Below are 18,433 nucleotides of genomic sequence, written 5' to 3' on the forward strand. Positions count from 1 at the left end.
TGATGAACTTGCATCCGAGAGACATCGTGGTGGTCGACGGCGTGCGCACCGCCATGGCCAGGGCCAAGCAGGGCGCCTTTCGCCACGTGCGGGCCGAGGATCTGTCCGCGAGCGTCATGCAGGCGCTGTTCGATCGTAACCCGGGGCTCGACCCGAACGAGGTCGATGACGTCATCTGGGGCTGCGTCAATCAGACCCTGGAGCAGGCCATGAACATCGCCCGCAATGCGGCGATCATGACCGGTATCCCGCGTAGCGTGCCGGCCCAGACCGTCAACCGGCTGTGCGGCTCCTCGATGAGTGCGCTGCACATCGCCACGGCCAACATCCGCGCCGGCATGGGGGACTTCTACGTGATCGGCGGCGTCGAGCACATGGAACACGTGCCCATGACCCACGGCGTCGACGTCAACCCGGCGGCCAGCAAGCACGCCGCCAAGGCGGCGATGATGATGGGGCTGACCGCGGAGCTGCTGGGCAAGATGCACGGCATCTCCCGGGAAGACCAGGATGCCTTCGGCGTGCGCTCCCACCGGCTCGCCCGAGAGGCGCGGGACGGCGGCGGCTTCGATCGCGAGATCGTCGGCGTCGAGGGGCACGATGCGCGGGGCTTCCGGGTACGCGTCGACCGCGACGAGGTGATTCGCGATGATGCCAGCCTGGCGTCGATGGCCGAGCTCAAGCCGGCGTTCGACCCCAAGGGCGGCACCGTCACCGCCGGCACCTCGTCGGCGCTGTCGGTGGGGGCCAGCGGCCTGGCGGTGATGAGCGCCGAGCGCGCCGAGGCGCTGGGCCTCGAGCCGATGGCCCGGGTACTGTCCACCGGAGTGGCGGGCTGCGACGCCTCGATCATGGGCTATGGCCCGGTGCCGGCCTCGAAGAAGGCGCTCAAGGCCGCCGGCCTGACCATCGACGATATCCAGACCGTCGAGCTCAACGAGGCCTTCGCCGCCCAGTCGTTGCCGGTGCTCAAGGAGCTCGGCCTGCGCGAGCGCATGGACGAGGCGGTCAACCTGCACGGCGGCGCCATCGCCCTGGGCCATCCGCTGGGCTGCTCCGGAGCGCGCCTCTGCACCACGCTGCTCAATGTGATGCGCGAGCGCGATACCACCCTCGGCCTGGCCACCATGTGCATCGGCATGGGGCAGGGCGTGGCCACGGTGTTCGAACGCCTACGCTGATCCCCGCGCTCGATCCTTTGGCCCTTACGACGACGGCACCCCGCGGGGTGCCGTCGTTTTCGTTGGCGGAGCCGTGCCATCGGGTGCGTCGATCGTCGCGACGGAGTGGCGGGCCTCAGAGGATCCCGCCGTCGAGCCCGGCGGCCAGGTAGAGCCCCAGTTCCTCGGCCTGAGCCTCGAAGGCGTCCTGCCATTCGCCGCGCAGCACCAGGGGTTCCTGCACCCAGCGCCAGCGTAGCCCGCTGACGATGGACGCCACGGCGCGCCGGGTGCCGGTGCCGTCATGGCCGGCGCGGATGTAGAGCGCGCAGGGCAGGCCCTGCTTCTCCTCCAACACCGCATAGTAGCTGCGGTCGAAGAAGTCCTTCAGGGCGCCGCTCATATAACCGAGATTCTCGGTGGTGCCGAGCAGCACGCCGTCGCAGGCTCGCAGGTCGTCCGGGCCGGCCTCCAGGGGTGGCTTGACCGTCACTTCCACGGCCTCGAGGTCCGGGTGGCGGGCGCCGCGTTCGGCCGCCTCGCGCAGCCGGCGGGTGTTGGGAGAGGGCGCATGGGCCACGATGAGCAGGTGTCGGGTCATGAGGCCAGCATGCCAGAGGCCCCGGCGGGCGCCAACCGGGGTGCCTGGGCGGGCTATGGCGCCGTCTGGGCCGGCTTCTCGACATGGATGCAGGCCACCTTGACTCGCTCGTTCACCGCCTCCAGGGGCGGGTCGCCCTGGGTACACGCCTCGGTGGCCATGAAACAGCGCGGCGCGAAGGGACAGCCGGGCGGCGGGGCCAGGGGCGAGGGCGGTTCGCCCTTGAGGCGGACGCGCTCCTTGTGGCGGTTCGGGTCGGCGATGGGGGTCGCGGAGAACAGCGCCTGGGTGTAGGGGTGGCGCGGCCGTTCGAACACCTCGTCGGCGGGGCCGGTCTCCACCGGCTGGCCGAAGTACATCACGATCACGTCGTCGGCGATGCGCTTGACCACCGACAGGTCGTGGGAGATGAATACATAGGCCAGGCCGAACTCGTCCTGCAGGTCGCTCAACAGGTTGAGGATCTGCGCCTGGATCGACAGGTCCAGCGCCGAGACCGGCTCGTCCAGCACCAGGATGCGCGGGTTGAGCATCAGCGCCCGGGCGATGGCGATGCGTTGGCGCTGGCCGCCCGAGAACATGTGCGGATAGCGGTCGGCATGCTCGGGGCGCAGGCCGACCCGCTCGATCATCTCCAGCGCCGCCTGGCGGCGCTGGTCGGCACTCAATTCGCGACGGTTGAGCTTGAGGGGTTCCTCGAGCATGGTCGCCACGGTCTTGCGGGGATTCAGCGAGCCGTAGGGGTTCTGGAAGATGATCTGCACCTCGCGGCGCAGGTCTTTGGGCGGCGGCTCGCCTTCCTTCAGTTCGACGCGCCGGCCGTTGATGGTCAGCTCGCCGCTGGTGGGCGGCTCGATCATGGTCAGCACCCGCGCCAGGGTGGACTTGCCGCAGCCCGACTCGCCGACCACCGCCAGCGTCTGGCCGGGGTAGAGGTCGAAGCTGGCCTCGTTGAGCGCCTTGACCACCGAGGGGGCCGCGAAGGGGCGTGACGCGACCCGGTAGTGCCGAGTCAGGTTGACGGCATGGATGACGGGATCGCCGGACATGGCGGTTTCCTCGCGAGGTTGCGGGTTCACGGGAGGCCTCATAGCGGGTAGTGACAGAGGGTGCGTGCGGGATCGCCGGCCTCGGCACGAGGCGCGACCTGCCGGCAATGCTCGGTGGCATGGCGGCAGCGCGGATGGAACAGGCAGCCGCTGGGCCGATCGTGGAGCCCTGGCACCACGCCTGGGATGGTCGGCAGGCGCGACTGCTCGCCGGCGCGTTCCGGCAGCGCCGAAAGCAGGGCCTCGGTGTAGGGATGGCGCGGATGGGCGAACAGCGACTTGACGTCCTGGCGCTCGACCTGGTGGCCGGCGTATTGGACGATCACCCGCTGGGCGGTCTCGGCGACCACCCCCATGTCATGGGTGATCAGGATCAGCGCCATGCCGGTATCCTGCTGCAACTGCAAAAGCAGGTCGAGGATCTGCGCCTGGATGGTCACGTCCAGCGCGGTGGTGGGCTCGTCGGCGATCAGCAGCCGCGGGTTGCAGGAGATCGCCATGGCGATCATCACCCGCTGGCTCATGCCGCCGGAGAGCTGGTGGGGGTAGGCGCCGATGCGTTTCGCGGGGTCGGGAATGCCGACCTGGGCGAGCAGTTCCAGGGTGCGCTCCCGGCGCTCCTTGCGGGAGCCGCCGCGGTGCTGGCGCAGCATCTCGTCGATCTGGGTGCCGACGGTGAAGCAGGGGTTGAGGCTGCTCATCGGCTCCTGGAAGATCATCGACATCTCGCCGCCGACGATGCGGCGCCGTTGTCGTGAGGTCAGCCGGCTCAGGTCCTGACCGTCGAAGAGCATCTTCTCGGCGCCGACCTCGGCGGTCCAGGGCAGCAGGCCCATGGTCGCCAGCATCGATACCGACTTGCCCGAGCCGGACTCGCCGACGATGGCCAGCACCTCGCCGGGGTCGATGGCGATATGGGCGTCCTCGACCGCCGGGAACAGGCCTCCGGTGGTGCGAAAGCTCACGTCCAGCCCTGCGATGTCCAGTAGTGCCATAGTGGTGTCTCGTTATCGAAGCCAATTCGAGTGTCATCAAAAAACGGCTCACGCTCGTGACGAACGATGGAGAGTGCCAAGCCCGCTCCCAGCGGGCTAACGCATTTCCTGCCTCCATGTAGGCCACCGCGCGAAATGGATCGAAGAAGCGCAGTTTACGAGCCGTAAATGCGCATCATGAGATCGATTCCAACGCCGCATCTCCGCGTGCAGTAGAGCGTGGGCCGCTTGTCAGGAGCGTTTCATCTTGGGATCCAGGGCATCGCGCAGGCCGTCACCCATCAGGTTGATCATCAGCACCGTCAGCAAAATCACCAGCCCCGGGAAGGTCACCGCCCAGTAGGCGCTGCCCATGAATTCCCGTGCGTTGGCCAGCATCGCGCCCCACTCCGGCGTCGGGGGTTGCACGCCCATGCCCAGGAAGCCCAGGGCGGCGATATCGAGGATCGCGGTGGAGAACGACAGGGTGGCCTGCACGATCAGCGGCGCCATGCAGTTCGGCAGCAGGGTGTTGAACATCAGGCGTAGATGGCTGGCGCCGGCCAGGCGGCTGGCGGTGACGTACTCGCGGCTCTTCTCGCCGATCACCGCGGCCCGGGTCAGCCGCACGAAGTAGGGCAGCTGTACCACGGCGATGGCGATCATCGCGCTGGTCAGCCCGGGGCTGAGCACGGCGACCAACCCCAGCGCCAGCAGCAGGCTGGGGAAGGCCAGCACCACGTCCATGACGCGGGTGATCAGCGTCTCGACCCAGCCGCGGAAGTAGCCGGCCAGCAGTCCCAGGAAGATACCCACCGCCATCGACAGCACCACCACCATGGCGCCGATCGACAGCGAGTAGCGGGCGCCGAACATCAGCCGGGAAAGCACGTCGCGGCCCACCGCGTCGGTTCCCAGCAGGTAGGTCCAGCTGCCCTCGGCGTGCCACACCGGCGGCACCAAGAAGGCCTCGCGATTCTGCAGCGCCGGGTCGTGGGGGGCGATCCAGGGGGCCAGCAGGGCGATGAGCAGCATGCTCGAGATGAACAGCAGCCCCACCAGGGCCCCGCGGCTGGCGCTGAAGTCGCCCCAGAACTCGGCGAGCTGGTGGCGCAGGGTGCCGGGAGCCGCAACAGGCGAAGTCGTGGTCATGGTGGGCTCCTAGTAGCGAATGCGCGGGTTGATGACGCCGTAGGCGATATCGACCAGCAGGTTGACGAGCATGACGATGAAGGCGATCAGCACCAGTCCGCCCTGGACGGCGGGGTAGTCGCGCCGCGAGATGGCATCGATCATCCATTTGCCGATGCCGGGCCAGGAGAAGATCGTCTCGGTGAGGATGGCGCCGGCCAGCAGCACCCCGATCTGCAGGCCGATCACCGTGATCACCGTGATCAGGGCGTTGCGCAGGGTATGCACCATGATCACCCGGAAGCTGGAGAGCCCCTTGGCGCGCGCGGTGCGCACGTAATCCTCGCCGAGGACCTCGAGCATCGACGAACGGGTCTGGCGGGCGATCACCGCCATGGGGATGGTGCCCAGCACGATGGACGGCAGCACCAGGTAGTGCAGGGCCGACTTGAAGGCCGCCCAGTTGCCGGCCAGCAGGGTATCGATGGTCATGAAGCCGGTGACCGTGTCGATGAAGTACAGGTAGGAGATGCGTCCCGACACCGGGGTCCAGCCCAGGGTGCTGGAGAACAGCATGATCAGCAGCAGCCCCCACCAGAAGATCGGCATCGAATAGCCGGTCAGGCTGATCCCCATCAGGGTGTGGTCCAGCGTGCTGCCACGCTTGGTGGCGGCGATCACGCCGGCGGGCAGGCCGACGAGCACCGCGAACAGCAGGGCGAAGAACGACAGTTCCATGGTCGCCGGGAAGCGGCTCATGAACTCGTCCATCACCGGCGCGTGGGTGACCAGCGAGGTGCCGAGATCGCCGTGCAGCAGGCCGGTCAGGAAATCGAGATACTGCACCAGGGGCGAGCGGTCGAAGCCGAGCTGCGCCTCGAGCTGGGCGTAACGCTCGGCGGAGATGCCGCGCTCGCCGGCCAATAGCAGGATAGGGTCGCCGGGCAGCAGGCGAATGAAGGCGAAGGCAACGACGGTGACCCCGAGGAAGGTCGGGACCAGTTGCGCGAGCTTGACCAGGATAAACTTTAACATCGGGCGTGGCCCCGTCGAACAACAAGACGGGGGGGGGGGCCGCCGGGGCCGCCCCGCCACGCAGGGACGATCACTTCAGATCGACGCCTTCGAAGCTATGGCCACCGAGGGGGTCGATGGTATAGCCGGTGACGTTCTCGCTCAGCGGCATGTACACCACCGAGTGCGCCAGGGTGTTCCACGGTGCCTGCTGCTTGAAGATGGCCTGGGCCTGCTCGTAGTGCTCGGCGCGGGCCTGTTGGTCGCCCAGGGTCTTGGCCTCCATGATCAGCTCGTTGAACGGCTCGTGGCACCATTGGGCGCGGTTGGCGCCGCCGACGCCGTCGCAGCCGAGAAGCACGGCGAGGAAGTTATCCGGGTCGCCGTTGTCGCCGGTCCAGCCGAGGATCACGGCCCCCTCACGATCGACGCTGGAGGCCCGCTTGAGGTATTCGCCCCATTCGTAGGTGACGATCTCGGCATCGACGCCGACCCGCGACAGATCCGCCTGCATCAGCTCGGCGGTGCGCCGGGCGTTGGGCATGTAGGGGCGCTGCACCGGCATGGCCCAGAGGTCCATTTCCAGGTCTTCGACGCCGGCATCCTCGAGCATCTGGCGAGCCTTCTCGGGATCGTAGGCGTCGTCCTCGATGGCCTCGTTGTAGCCCCACATGCTCGGCGGAATCGGGTTCTTGGCGACCTGGCCGGCACCCTGGAAGACCGCGTCGATGATCGCCTCCTTGTTGATGGCCGTGTTCAGGGCCCGGCGTACCTGGGGATCGTCGAAGGGCTCCTGTTGGGTGTTGTAGGCCAGGTAGGCGACGTTCAGCCCGGATTCCTCGAGCACCTGGATCGACTCGTCCTGCTGCATATCCTCGATATCCGAGGGGTTCGGGTAGGGCATCGCATGGCATTCCCCGGCCTGCAGCTTCTGGTAGCGCACCTGGGCGTCCGGGGTGATGGCGAACACCAGGTTATCCAGGGGCTGTTGGCCGCGGAAGTAGTCCGGGTTGGCGGCATAGCGGATCGCGGCATCTTCCTGGTAACCGACGAACTGGAAGGGGCCGGTGCCGACGGGGCGACGGTTGGCCTTTTCCGGCGTGCCGGCCTCGAGCAACTGGTCGCCGTATTCCAGGGAATGAATGGAGGCGAAGTCCATCGCCAGGTTGGCCAGGAAAGGGGCCTCGGGCCGGGTGAGAACGAATGTCACGGTATGGTCATCGACCTTGACGATGTCGTCGATCAGCTCGGGCATCGACATCGCGTTGAAGTACTCGTAGTTACCGTTGTTGTGCTGGTAGTAGGGGTTGTCCTCGTCCATCTGACGCCTGAAGGAATAGATCACATCATCGGCATTCAGGGGCCGGCTGGGCGTGAAGTAGTCGGTCTCATGGAACTGGACGTCTTCGCGCAGGTGGAAGGTGATCTCCTTGCCGTTCTCGGACATCTCCCAGCTCTCGGCGATCGCCGGACGCAACTCGGTGGTGCCGGGTTTGAACTCGACCAGGCGGTTGTAGATCGTCTTGCCGGTCGCATCGAAGGTCGTCCCGGTGGTGTAGAGCGAGGGGTCGAAGCCCTCCGGGGAGCCTTCCGAACAGAATACCAGGGTCTTGGCCATGGCCGGGGTGGCCCCGAACATCACGGCGGCGATGCTGGCCGCGAGCAGAGTCTTCTTCATTGTTGATGCTCCTGCGGATTACGCGAAATGATCGAAGTCGCCGCGCCACGGATCATCGCCGCGCGACGGCGGCGCGTCCCCACCGAGTCGAGTCGGCTTATCGGGCGCGCATCGCGCCCCAGTCTGAGTGGCTAACAAGCGTTTAATCAACTTGCCCTTTAGTCCTAGGTGATGGGGCGGTGGCATGCCGCTGCCGGGATGTGGAAGGCACCAAGCGAGTGAAGAGAGAAGGGAAGGAAGACAACAAGATAAGGAAAGAAGAAAGACGGCAGGGGAGGGGCAAGCGCCTGGGCCGCACTCGATGGCCGCTCGGTGAGGGCCTATCGGGTTGAAGAGTGCTCGGCTCGCCACCATGACACCTAGGTGCGCCGTTGACAGGCGTCAGCGCCTTACCGACGCTGACAACGGTATTCATGATCCTATTCGGGAGGACGTTCCATGGCCTTTGCCCTTTCGACCATGCGGGTGACCAGCTCTGCCTTCGACAACTTCCAAGCGATCCCCGCCCGGCATGCCGCGGAGGGTGACGATCTCTCCCCGCCCCTGGCGTGGGAGAACCCACCGGAGGGCACCAAGGGCTATGCGGTGATCTGCCACGATCCGGATGCGCCGTTGGTCCAGCATGGCAGCCAGGGTTTCGTTCACTGGCTGCTCTATAACCTGCCGGGCTCGACCGTCTCGCTGGAAGAGGCCAGCGCCGAGGGCACCCGAGGGCGCAACGACACGCAGCGCAATGGCTATGGCGGGCCCATGCCGCCGGAAGGGCATGGCTCGCACCTCTACTACTTCTGGGTGCTGGCGCTGGACAAGCCCACGGCCCTGCCCGAGGGCATCTCCATGGATGAGCTGCTCAAGCAGATCGAGCCGAACCTGCTGGGCATGAACCGCTTGATCGGCCTCTATCGGCGCGATTGAGACGCGGCCGGCCCCACGCCGACGCCGTGGGGTCAGTCGGCGGTGTGGTGTCGCGGTGCCGGGGCGGCCACATCATCGTTCTGCGTGACGATGCGCTCGAGTTCCTCGCAGAAGGCGTCGAGGGCCTCGCTGGTGTGGCCGGGGCGGCGATGCAGCTCGATCTCTACCTGGCCCAAGGGGGGCAATCCTTCGGCCTCGCCGACGATTCGGCAGCCCTCCGGCACGCTGCGCGGGGTCTTCACCGTCATCGCCAGGCCCGCCTGGACGGGCAGGTTGTTGCCGAGGGGCGAGGTGCTGGAATAGCGGATCTCCCAGTGGCGTTCTTCGCGGCCCAGCGCCGCCAAGGCATGAGCGCGGAAGGTGCAGCCCTCGGGGTTGAGCGCCAGCGGCAGGACGTCCCACTCTTCCAGCCGGCACTCGTCGGCGACGACCCATACCATCGGTTCCCAGCCCAGCAGTTGCCCCGACTGGGTCGGCACATGGCGGATCGACAGCACCACGTCCAGCAGACCCTCCTGAAACTGGCTGACCAGTACCGCGCTCATGTCGCAGGTGATGTTGAGGCGCGTGTTCGGGAAGCGCCGGGCATAGCGAGGCAGCAGCTCGGGAAGATAGACCCCGGCCTGTTCCTCGGAGGTGGCGAAGCGGATCAGTTCGCCGCGCAGCCGCTCGCCCAGTGCCTCCCGAGCCTCTTCCTCCAGGGTCAGCATGTGGCGGGCATAGGGCAGTAGTCGTTCGCCGTGTCGGGTCAGCAACACGCTGCGGCTGGTGCGCTCGAACAGTGGCTGACCCATCTGATCCTCGAGGCGTTTGATCTGCAGGCTCACCGCCGACTGGGTGCGATGCAGTACCTTGCCGGCGGCGCTGAAGCCCTGGCATTCGGCCACGGTGACGAAGGCGCGGAGGAGTACGGTATCCATGATCTATGAGCCATTGAAATGTATTTGATCTGAACCATTCATTTCTATTATTGAACCGCCGTGGCTAACCTGTCCATAAATTACGGAACAGGAGAGAGTCTTGAGTCGTTCATTCGCATCCGACAACGTGTCGGCTTCTCTAGAGGGTCTGGTGGATCTTGAGCGTTACCCCGTTCAGGACCTGGACGGCGAGAAAGGGCAGCGGTTGATTCGCGAGTGCCGGGAGCAGTTGGCGGAAGATGGCTGCGTGGTACTCAAGCGCTTTGTCCCCGACGAGGCCCTGGCGCGTCTGGAGCGAGAGACCGAGCGACTCTCCCCCGAGGCTCACTACAACCAGACCGAGACCAACCCCTACAACAGCGACGGCGACGACAGCCTGCCGGCGTCACACCCCAAGAATCGCTTCGACGATCGCACCAACGGCTTCGTCGCCGGCGATCGCATCGATAGCGAGACCATCATCCGCCAGGTCTACGAGCACCCGGGCTTCCAGCGTTTCATCGCCTCCGTGGTCGGCATGGACGAGATCCATGAGTATGCCGATCCGCTGGCCGGCCTGGTCATCAATGTGCTGCGTGAAGGTTGCCAGCATCCGTGGCACTACGACACCAACGAGTTCATCGTCACCATGATGACGCGTCAGTCGCATGGCGGTGGTCGTTTCGAATACGCCCCGGGCATCCGCAGCCCCGAGGGTGAGAACTTCGAGGGCGTCGAGGAGGTCATCGACGGTGACCACTCGCGACTCGAGGCTCTCGATCTCCAGCCCGGCGATCTGCAGGTCTTCTTCGGCCGCTACTCGCTGCACCGGGTGACCCCGGTGGAAGGCGACAAGGAGCGCCACACGGTGATCTTCGCCTACGCCAAGGAGCCGGGCTTCATCGGTCGTCCCGAGCGTGCCCAGCGGATCTTCGGTCGCATGGCGCCGATCCACGAGCGGCTGCTCCAGGATGGCATGAAGCGCAGCGACAACCTGGCCGACTGAGCCGCGCCGACGGACCTTGATGAGCATGGTGCCGGTTCGCTGGCGCCATGTCGCATCGCCCCTTCTCTGACGATTTTCCCTGGAGATCTCTGACATGAGCATCGTGGATTTCGAGAACCTGACCGATAACGAGCCGGACCAGATTCCGGTGATTCCCTCGGCCCCCATGGCCAACGGCGACAGCATTCCCACCGCCTTCGACCCGGTACAGCTGCGCGGCGGCCGCCTGAAGCGCCTGCGCGCCATGATGGCCGAGCAGGGCTACGCCGCCGTGGTGTTGTTCGATCCCTACAACCAGCGCTATGCCACCGGCTCGCGCAACATGTTCGGCTACTTCCTGCGTAATTCCACGCGCTATGTCTATGTGCCGCTGGAAGGGCCGGTGATCCTCTTCGAATATCCGGGAAGCGCCCACGTCTCAACCTGGCTCGAGACCATCGACGAGTCACGCACCTCCAAGGTGGTGTGGTCGGCGGTCAACCAGCGCGACAACATGTCCAGCGATCCTTTCGGCATCGAGATCGCCGAGCTGATGGAAGAGCACGGTAAGGGGAACAAGAAGATCGGTCTCGATCGCTGCGCCCTGAACCTGGCTCGCTCGCTGGAGGCTCAGGGCCTCGAGGTCTTCGACTGCATGCAGGACACCCTGCACTGCCGGCGCATCAAGACGCCGGAAGAGATCGCCTGCCTGGCGCAGTCCATGGCCGGCAGCGAGGCCGCCGTGGCCGCGGTGGAGGCCGCCATCAAGCCGGGCGTCACCGAGAACGAGCTGTTCGCGATCATGTACGGCGATGTCATCCGCCAGGGTGGCGAGTTCATCGAGACTCGCCTGCTGTCGTCCGGGCCGCGCACCAACCCCTGGTTCAACGAGGCGAGTAACCGCGTGATTCGCCCTGGGGAGCTGGTCGCGCTGGATACCGATACCATCGGTTGCCACGGCTACTACTCCGACTTCTCGCGGACCTTCCACGTGGGGCCTGGCAAGCCGAGCGCCTATCAGAAGAGCCTGTATCGCATGGCCTATGACCAGGTGCACCACAACATGGGCATCCTCAAGCCGGGGATGAGCTACCGCGAGATCGCCGAGAACGCCTGGAAGATTCCCGAGCAGTTCCTCGACCGTCGCTATCCGTCGATCATCCATGGGGTCGGCATGCACGGCGAAACGCCGCTGGTCGCCCATCACATGGACTTCGACCGTTTCTCCAAGGACGGCATCCTCGAGCCCGGCATGGTGGTCTCGGTGGAGAGCTACATCGGTGAGGTCGGCGCCGCCGATGGCGTCAAGCTGGAAGAGGAAGTGCTGATCACCGAGACCGGTGTCGAGAAGCTCTCGCGCTATCCCTTCGATGAGGCCCTGCTGGGCCGCGAATTTTAAGCTGGAGACGAACATGGATACCCTGACACACCGTATCGGCGGCGTCGCCATCGAGAGCGCCAAGACCCTCGATGTCATCAACCCCGCCACCGCCCAGCCGGTTCGTCGCCTGACCATGGGGGATAATGCCACCGTCGATCAGGCCATCGCCGTGGCCCGCGAGGCCTTCCCGGCCTGGCGCGATACCCCGCCGGCCAAGCGCGCCCAGGTGATGTTCCGCTTCAAGATGCTGCTCGAGCGCGACGCCGAGGCGATCTGCCAGCTGATCAGCGAAGAGCACGGCAAGACCATCGAGGACGCCCACGGCGAGTTCAAGCGTGGCATCGAGAACGTCGAGTATGCCTGCGGCATCCCCGAGCTGCTCAAGGGCGAGTATTCGCACAACGCAGGTCCCAGCATCGACACCTGGTCGAACCATCAGCCGCTGGGCATCGTCGCCGGGATCACGCCGTTCAACTTCCCGGCCATGGTGCCGCTGTGGATGTACCCGATGGCGATCGCCTGCGGCAACGCCTTCATCCTCAAGCCCTCCGAGCAGGTGCCGTCCGCGGCGGTCAAGATGGCCGAGCTGCTCGAGGAGGCCGGGTTGCCCAAGGGCATCTTCAGCGTGGTGCACGGCGACCGCGAGGCCGTTGAGGCATTGCTCGACGCCCCGGACGTCAAGGCGCTGTCGTTCGTCGGCTCGACCCCGGTGGCCAAGGCCATCTACCAGCGCGGCGCCAGCAACGGCAAGCGGGTCCAGGCGCTCGGCGGCGCCAAGAACCATGCCGTGGTGTTGCCCGATGCCGACCTCGATAGCGCCGCCAGCACCCTGATCGGTGCCGCCTACGGCAGCGCCGGCGAGCGTTGCATGGCGATCTCGGTCGCGGTCTGCGTGGGCGACGAGACCGCCGATGCGCTGGTCGAGAAGGTGGCCGACGAGGCCCGCACCCTGAAGATCGGCCCGGGGAACGAGCGTGGCCACGACATGGGCGCGCTGGTCAACGCCGGCCACCGCGACAAGGTCGCCGGCTATATCGGCCAGGGCGTCGAGTCCGGCGCCGAGCTGGTGCTCGACGGCCGCGAGCACCCGCTGGTCGAGTCCTCGCCCGGTTACTACCTCGGCGCGACCCTGTTCGACCGGGTCACGCCGGAGATGAGCATCTGCCGCGAGGAAATCTTCGGCCCGGTGCTCTGCGTGGTGCGGGTCGAGACCTTCGATGAAGCCATCGCGCTGATCAACGACCACCAGTACGGCAACGGCACCTGCGTGTTCACCCGTGATGGCGAGGCCGCGCGCCGCTTCGCCGACGCCATCGAGGTGGGCATGGTCGGTATCAATGTGCCGCTGCCGGTGCCGGTGGCCTTCCACAGCTTCGGCGGCTGGAAGGAATCGCTGTTCGGCGACCTGCATGCCTACGGCCCCGACGCAGTGCGTTTCTACACCCGCCGCAAGGCCATCTCCCAGCGCTGGCCGCGTTCGGAGCACAAGGAAAAGGCCCAGTTCAACTTCCCCTCGAACTGAGCGCCTGAGCGAGACGCCGAGCCGCGGTCGGCTCGCCGGAACGACGCGACGCCCCCGTGCCATCGGCACGGGGGCGTCGTCGTGTCGAGCGTCGAGACGTCGCGCCTGCCCCTATCGTTGATGCGAGGCCTGCCCGTCGGTGGAGTGGATAGCGTCATGAGGCGAATCGGGAATACGGCGTCTTCGTTCGCGATGCATCACGATGACACGGGCAGCCACTCGAGTGGCTGCCTTGTGTCAGTGCGTCCCTCACCAACAAGAGAGTGAGTTAGCCTATGAGTAATCGACACACGAGAGCTTGCGACCGAGGCTCATGCCGTCGAGGTCGCTATGGGCAAGGCCGGCATCTATCGGGGCGTCAACCACGATCGTGGCGACGGTGAGCAAGGTATTCGAGGCTTTCCTGCTGACCATCGCCATGGCTTTTCCTGGCAAGACCGTCGCGGCATTCACCGGGATGAGCGACTACCCGGGTTTTAACCTCAACTGGTTCTCCCTGTAGGTGGCCTCGGGGTTCGTCATCTTCAGCCTTGGGTTGGCCTTCACCAGCGACGCGAGCGGTGGGTTTCGGCCCGCCGCTCATCGTCGCTTTCTCCCTGTCGAGGATCAGGTCTCGGAACGATGGCCGCCAGGGGTATCGCCGAGCAATGACAGCAGATCAGTTGCCGGGCGTGTCTCGAGATCGTCGATGACGTCGCGCAGCCGCTGTGCCTGGGAGCCGAGCACCGGGTCCGCCAGCTCGTGGTACTTGGCGATCAATTCCCGGTCGGTGAGCGGATTCTCCGGGTTGCCGCGGGCCTCATGCGGCTCGCTCTCGAGCACCTGACCATCGACCAGGGTGATGCGGGCACTGGCCCAACGCTCGGCGGGGAAGCGGCGGTTGAAGGCCTCGCTCTCGACGATCTGCACGCGCTCGGCCAGGGCCACGAGGGCGGGGTCGCCGAGGGCGCTGGAGATGCCGTGGGTATCCACGGTGCCCCGGGCGAGGGCGCAGGCCACCGACCAGGGCAGGCTGTACTGGGCCTGCTCGGTGCTCTGGGGAGCCACCACGTGCAGGCGCTTGCCTTCGTGGAAGGTGACGATCTCGATGCGTTCGATGGCGTCGGTGTCGGGCAGGCGCGCTGCCAGCGACAGCACCGCCTCGACGGCGGGCTGGGCCCAGCGGCATACCGGATAGGCCTTGAAGTACTGCTCGTCGATATACCAGCGGCTGCCCAGGTCGTGCCATAGATCGGCGACCTCTGGGGCGGTGACGGTCAGCGCCGGCGCGCCGGTGAAATCGTCGCGGGCCAGCAGGGCGGCGGACACGCCGGCCTGTGCGCCCCAGCCGGAGCCGTCCTTGAGCATGGTGGGGTGGTCGATGCAGCGCATCATCTGGCTGCGGGGCCCATAGAACTCGGCGATGCCCAGGGCATGATGGAGCCGCTCGGCGTCGAGCCCCAGCAGCCTCGCGCATACCGCGGCCACGGCCAGGCCGTTCCAGGCGCCGGAGGTATGATAGTCGGGGCTGGTGGCGTGCAGCGCGATGCCGGCGCGGGTGGCGACCTCGTAGCCGAGCACGATCAGGCCGAGGAACTCGCGTCCCGACAGGCGCTCGACCTCGGGCAGGGCCATCAGCCCGGGTAGCACCGCCACTCCGACATGGCCCTTGGTGAGCACCTGGCCGTCGTGAGCGTCGAGGGCATCGATCAGCCAGGCGCCGTGCAGCGCCACGCCGGTGGGCGAGGCCTGGGCATCGCCGAACAGCAGCGGCCGGGTGCCGCCGTGCTGGCTGGTGGCGAAGCGCCTGGCTTTGTCGGCAAGCGCCGTGCGCGTCGCCCCGGCGGCGACGCCCACCAGGTCGAGCAGGCAGCGCTTGGCCTGGGCCAGGCGCGGCGAATCGACGGCGTTAGGGTCGAAATGGGTGATCCATTCCAGGGGGGAGAAGGCGGTCATGGCAGAACCCTTGTGATGGCTCTCGTGGTGGGGCAGCTGTCAGGCGGAGAGCCCGACGACAAAGGCCGCCCGTGGGCGGCCTTCGTGTGAGGGCGACTGCTTAGAGCAGGTCGTGTTCCTCGAGGAAGTTCTCGGCGACCCTCTCGATGGTCTCCTTCTCGACGTCGACCCGGGCGTTGAGTCCCGCCATGGTCTCGTCGTCGAGCAGGGCGGAGAGGGCGTTCATCTGCTCGGCGAGCCGCGGGTTGGCGGCCAGGGTCTCCTCGCGGACCACCGGGGTCAGGGCGTAGTCGGGGAAGAAGCCCTTGTCATCCTCGAGCACGGTGAGGTTGAGGGCGGGGATGCGGCCATTGGTGGCGGTGGTCATGGCCACGTCGACTTCTTGCTGTTCCAGCGACGTCAGGGTCAGCCCCTGATCCATGCGCTTGACGTGGCGCCGGCCGAACTCGAAACCGTACAGCTCCTGCATCGGACGCAGGCCGTCGTCTCGCGAGTAGAAGGTTGCATTGGAGGCCAGTACTAGCTCATGGCCATCGTTGACGGCCGCGGCCAGGTCGGAAATCGAGGCGATATCGCGCTGCCCGGCGTCATCCTCGCGCATGGCCAAGGCATAGGTATTGTTGGCATCGGAAGGTTCCAGCCACACCAGGCCCTTCTCGGCGTCGAGTGTCTTGACGCGCTCATAGGCGGCTTCGGGCGAGAGCTCCTCGGTCACCTTGTTGTAGCTGATCAGCGAGGTGCCGGTGTATTCCCAGTAGAGGTCCACCTGGCCGCTTTCCTGGGCCCGGCGCAGCACGGTGGTGCCCATGCCCGAGCGTTGATCGACCTCATGGCCCAGGGCCTCGAGATACTGGCTGGTCAGGCTCGCAAGGATGAGTTGTTCGGTGAAGTTCTTGCCGCCGACCACGATCTCGTCGGCCTGGGCGGTGGTCATGGCAGCGGTGAGCGCCATGGCAGACAGCAGGGGCATCAGTGGCTTCACGGGGTTGAACCTCGTTTCGTTGTGGTGCCGGCGATGGTATCAAGAAAGCCACGCGCACCGAGCCAGAGGGGGATATGCATCCTCAATGATGCCTATGAGTGATTCCGCTAAAGTGTAGGGTCCCGGATAATCGCCTCGCCTATAGAAGTTATCCTCTGCTAGCAGCCAGAGAGCTTCTTCAGCAATTCACCCGGGAGCAGGTTCATGGGCGCAACCACGGCACCGAAGATCCGTGCCGAGATCCAATCAGCGCCCTCCAGCATCACGGATAGCGAGCTGGCCCGCCAATATGGCATCACTACTGCGACTATCCGGCGCTGGCGATACCGTGACGATGTCCATGACCGACCACACACGCGGCACAATCTGCTGGCCACGCTCACGACCGAGCAAGAAGAGGTGCTGATCGCGGCTCGCGAATTTCTTCGCTTAGGCTTGGATGATCTTCTCGTCGTAGCGCGTGAATTCCTGAATGCCCGCTTGTCACGCTCCGGGCTGCATCGCATGCTCAAGCGCCGCGACGTGCCGACATTGGCAGAGCTGGCACGGCAGGTACGCCGGCGGGGGTGAGAAGCCTCGGCACAAGCCCTTCAAGGACGACGAACCAGGCTTCCTGCACATCGACATCCAACACTTGCCTCAGACGCCTGACGAACAGCAGAAGCTGCTACCTGTACGTCGCCATCGACCGTGCCACGCGCTGGGTCTATCTGGAGGTCCGGCGCAGTCAGTCCGCCAAGGATGCCCGTGCGTTCATGCAGCAGGTGAAGAAGAAGGCACCCTTCAAAATCCAGATGGTGCTGACAGACAACGGAAAATCCTTTACCGATCGCTTCACTCGGGCCGGTGAGTGTAAGCCCAGCGGGAACCATGAATTCGACCAGGAGTGCCAGGCCGATGGCATCGAGCATCGCCTGATCAAGCCGGGAGGGCCGCAGACGAACGGCATGGTGGAGCGCTTTAACGGCCGTATCAGCGACGTGCTGGCGACTCGGCGTTTACGCCTTGGGCGAGGACCTGGAGCAGACGCTCAAACGCTACACCTGGCTATACAATCATCACATTCCACAGCAAGCGCTGCACCACCAATCACCGATTGCGGTGATGAAGGAATGGCAGTGCAAACGCCCTGAATTATTTACCAAGCGGGTGGTTGATCACACGGGACCCGACATTGCTGGGGGGTGCGATGGTCCGGTGTTCAGTCTGGGGTGTTCGCGAGGATGTAACAATGTCCCAGGCAGGATATGAGCCATGCTGGAGGCGGGCTCTTCTCATTACGACAGCATGGTAGTTGTTGTCTTTTCCCCGAAGGCATCCGCGATCAGCCAGTCCCTGAACAGGGTCGCGGCGGTCGAAAGCGGCTGACTGCGGTCGTACACGATATGCTCGGCAAGGCCGGTGTTGGCGCGATATTCGGTCACACGTACGAGCTTGCCGCTGGCGATGGCGTCAGCGGCCATGAAGTGCCACGCCAGGCCGATGCCCGCACCTCGCTGAATGGCAGCGTAGGTGAGCGTCAGTTGGTTGAAGGTGAGGTCGGACTTGGGTGGATGATAACGAATGCCGAAGTGCGCAAACCAGCCAGGCCAGTTCATGCAGTTCCATGAGGAATCCAGTTGAATCAGTGGTTGCTGGGCCAGAGCTTCCAGTGATGTCACCTCATCCTGGACAACCTCTGGGCGTGCAACTGGGTAGATATCTTCTTGAATCAGTGGGGTAGCCGCGAGCGCCGGCCAATCACCCTCGCCGTAGAGAATCGCGAGATCGTGATCCGGTACCATAAAGGGCTGCATCTCGTTGCTGGCGTGAATGTGCACGGTGATATCTGGATGCTCGGCACTGAAGCTCAGTAAACGTGGGAATAACCAGAATTGTGATACCGCATGAGTCGCCAGCACGCTGACAGTATCGGGGTGTTGCCTCGCACTCAGACGTTGGCCGGCAATCTCCAGACCTTGAAGCGCCGAGAGAACGTCATGCTGATAGATCGCCCCCGCGCTGGAAAGCTCCACTCCGCGTGCCTTGCGTACGAACAGTCGTATGCCGAGCGACGTCTCCAGCGCACGAATCTGCTTGCTGACTGCACTCTGGGTCAGGCATAGCTCGTCCGCTGCGCGGGTAAAGCTTCCTAACCGGCTGACCGCCTCGAAGGCTGCAAGGCTATCCAGCGGCGGAAGATGACGAAAGCGTCCAGCCATGTGGTG

General features: G+C 65.4%; 16 protein-coding genes and 1 pseudogene. 7 read left to right on the forward strand and 10 right to left on the reverse strand.

The window, feature by feature from the left end:
- The first annotated feature begins 2 nt into the window (after positions 1 to 2).
- Positions 3 to 1,181, forward strand: a complete 1,179-nt coding sequence (gene fadA, locus ETC07_RS13960; RefSeq protein WP_136249136.1) for an acetyl-CoA C-acyltransferase FadA — start codon at positions 3 to 5, stop codon at positions 1,179 to 1,181.
- A gap of 115 nt (positions 1,182 to 1,296) precedes the next feature.
- Here the strand turns inward: fadA and ETC07_RS13965 are convergent, their stop codons facing one another.
- The 6 genes from ETC07_RS13965 to ETC07_RS13990 all read right to left on the reverse strand — a co-directional run bounded on the left by ETC07_RS13965 (position 1,297) and on the right by ETC07_RS13990 (position 7,607).
- On the reverse strand, positions 1,297 to 1,761 hold the full coding sequence (locus ETC07_RS13965) for a flavodoxin family protein (RefSeq protein ID WP_136249137.1): 465 nt from the start codon (positions 1,759 to 1,761) through the stop codon (positions 1,297 to 1,299).
- A 53-nt stretch (positions 1,762 to 1,814) separates the two neighbouring features.
- Complete coding sequence (locus tag ETC07_RS13970; protein WP_276605514.1) at positions 1,815 to 2,840, reverse strand: dipeptide ABC transporter ATP-binding protein; 1,026 nt, start codon at positions 2,838 to 2,840, stop codon at positions 1,815 to 1,817.
- An 8-nt stretch (positions 2,841 to 2,848) separates the two neighbouring features.
- A complete protein-coding gene (locus ETC07_RS13975) occupies positions 2,849 to 3,805 on the reverse strand; it encodes an ABC transporter ATP-binding protein (RefSeq protein ID WP_136249138.1) in 957 nt (318 codons plus the stop codon).
- Positions 3,806 to 4,036: 231 nt separating this feature from the next.
- On the reverse strand, positions 4,037 to 4,936 hold the full coding sequence (locus tag ETC07_RS13980; protein ID WP_136249139.1) for an ABC transporter permease subunit: 900 nt from the start codon (positions 4,934 to 4,936) through the stop codon (positions 4,037 to 4,039).
- 9 nt (positions 4,937 to 4,945) lie between these two features.
- Complete coding sequence (locus ETC07_RS13985; RefSeq protein ID WP_136249140.1) at positions 4,946 to 5,950, reverse strand: ABC transporter permease subunit; 1,005 nt, start codon at positions 5,948 to 5,950, stop codon at positions 4,946 to 4,948.
- Positions 5,951 to 6,020: 70 nt separating this feature from the next.
- Positions 6,021 to 7,607, reverse strand: a complete 1,587-nt coding sequence (locus ETC07_RS13990; protein WP_136249141.1) for an ABC transporter substrate-binding protein — start codon at positions 7,605 to 7,607, stop codon at positions 6,021 to 6,023.
- Between the two features lie 438 nt (positions 7,608 to 8,045).
- Between ETC07_RS13990 and ETC07_RS13995 the strand changes: the two genes are divergently transcribed.
- Positions 8,046 to 8,522, forward strand: coding sequence for a YbhB/YbcL family Raf kinase inhibitor-like protein (locus ETC07_RS13995; RefSeq protein ID WP_136249142.1), 477 nt, complete (start codon positions 8,046 to 8,048; stop codon positions 8,520 to 8,522).
- 32 nt (positions 8,523 to 8,554) lie between these two features.
- On the opposite strand, the gene ETC07_RS14000 is transcribed toward ETC07_RS13995, so the two are convergent.
- Positions 8,555 to 9,442, reverse strand: a complete 888-nt coding sequence (locus ETC07_RS14000) for a LysR family transcriptional regulator (protein WP_136249143.1) — start codon at positions 9,440 to 9,442, stop codon at positions 8,555 to 8,557.
- Between the two features lie 100 nt (positions 9,443 to 9,542).
- Between ETC07_RS14000 and ETC07_RS14005 the strand changes: the two genes are divergently transcribed.
- The 4 genes from ETC07_RS14005 (at position 9,543) to ETC07_RS16010 (ending at position 13,811) form a co-directional block, all read left to right on the forward strand.
- Complete coding sequence (locus ETC07_RS14005) at positions 9,543 to 10,427, forward strand: HalD/BesD family halogenase (RefSeq protein WP_136249144.1); 885 nt, start codon at positions 9,543 to 9,545, stop codon at positions 10,425 to 10,427.
- Between the two features lie 94 nt (positions 10,428 to 10,521).
- Positions 10,522 to 11,805, forward strand: a complete 1,284-nt coding sequence (locus ETC07_RS14010) for a M24 family metallopeptidase (protein WP_136249145.1) — start codon at positions 10,522 to 10,524, stop codon at positions 11,803 to 11,805.
- Positions 11,806 to 11,818: 13 nt separating this feature from the next.
- The gene (locus ETC07_RS14015) at positions 11,819 to 13,309 is read left to right on the forward strand and encodes a CoA-acylating methylmalonate-semialdehyde dehydrogenase (protein WP_136249146.1); all 1,491 of its coding nucleotides are present in this window, start codon (positions 11,819 to 11,821) and stop codon (positions 13,307 to 13,309) included.
- 379 nt (positions 13,310 to 13,688) lie between these two features.
- The gene (locus ETC07_RS16010) at positions 13,689 to 13,811 is read left to right on the forward strand and encodes a hypothetical protein (RefSeq protein WP_276605515.1); all 123 of its coding nucleotides are present in this window, start codon (positions 13,689 to 13,691) and stop codon (positions 13,809 to 13,811) included.
- Between the two features lie 104 nt (positions 13,812 to 13,915).
- Here ETC07_RS16010 and ETC07_RS14020 read toward each other — a convergent pair whose 3' ends face one another.
- Positions 13,916 to 15,244 carry an MmgE/PrpD family protein gene (locus ETC07_RS14020; protein ID WP_136249147.1) on the reverse strand — a complete coding sequence of 443 codons (1,329 nt, stop codon included), beginning with the start codon at positions 15,242 to 15,244 and terminating at the stop codon, positions 13,916 to 13,918.
- 100 nt (positions 15,245 to 15,344) lie between these two features.
- Positions 15,345 to 16,214, reverse strand: a complete 870-nt coding sequence (locus ETC07_RS14025; RefSeq protein WP_136249164.1) for a glycine betaine ABC transporter substrate-binding protein — start codon at positions 16,212 to 16,214, stop codon at positions 15,345 to 15,347.
- A 216-nt stretch (positions 16,215 to 16,430) separates the two neighbouring features.
- Here ETC07_RS14025 and ETC07_RS14030 point away from each other — a divergent pair.
- Positions 16,431 to 17,477: pseudogene (locus ETC07_RS14030) on the forward strand (DDE-type integrase/transposase/recombinase).
- Positions 17,478 to 17,503: 26 nt separating this feature from the next.
- On the opposite strand, the gene ETC07_RS14035 reads toward ETC07_RS14030, so the two are convergent.
- Complete coding sequence (locus tag ETC07_RS14035) at positions 17,504 to 18,427, reverse strand: LysR substrate-binding domain-containing protein (protein ID WP_136249148.1); 924 nt, start codon at positions 18,425 to 18,427, stop codon at positions 17,504 to 17,506.
- Positions 18,428 to 18,433 lie beyond the last annotated feature (6 nt).

Source organism: Halomonas borealis, assembly GCF_004798905.1.
Lineage (GTDB): Bacteria > Pseudomonadota > Gammaproteobacteria > Pseudomonadales > Halomonadaceae > Halomonas > Halomonas borealis.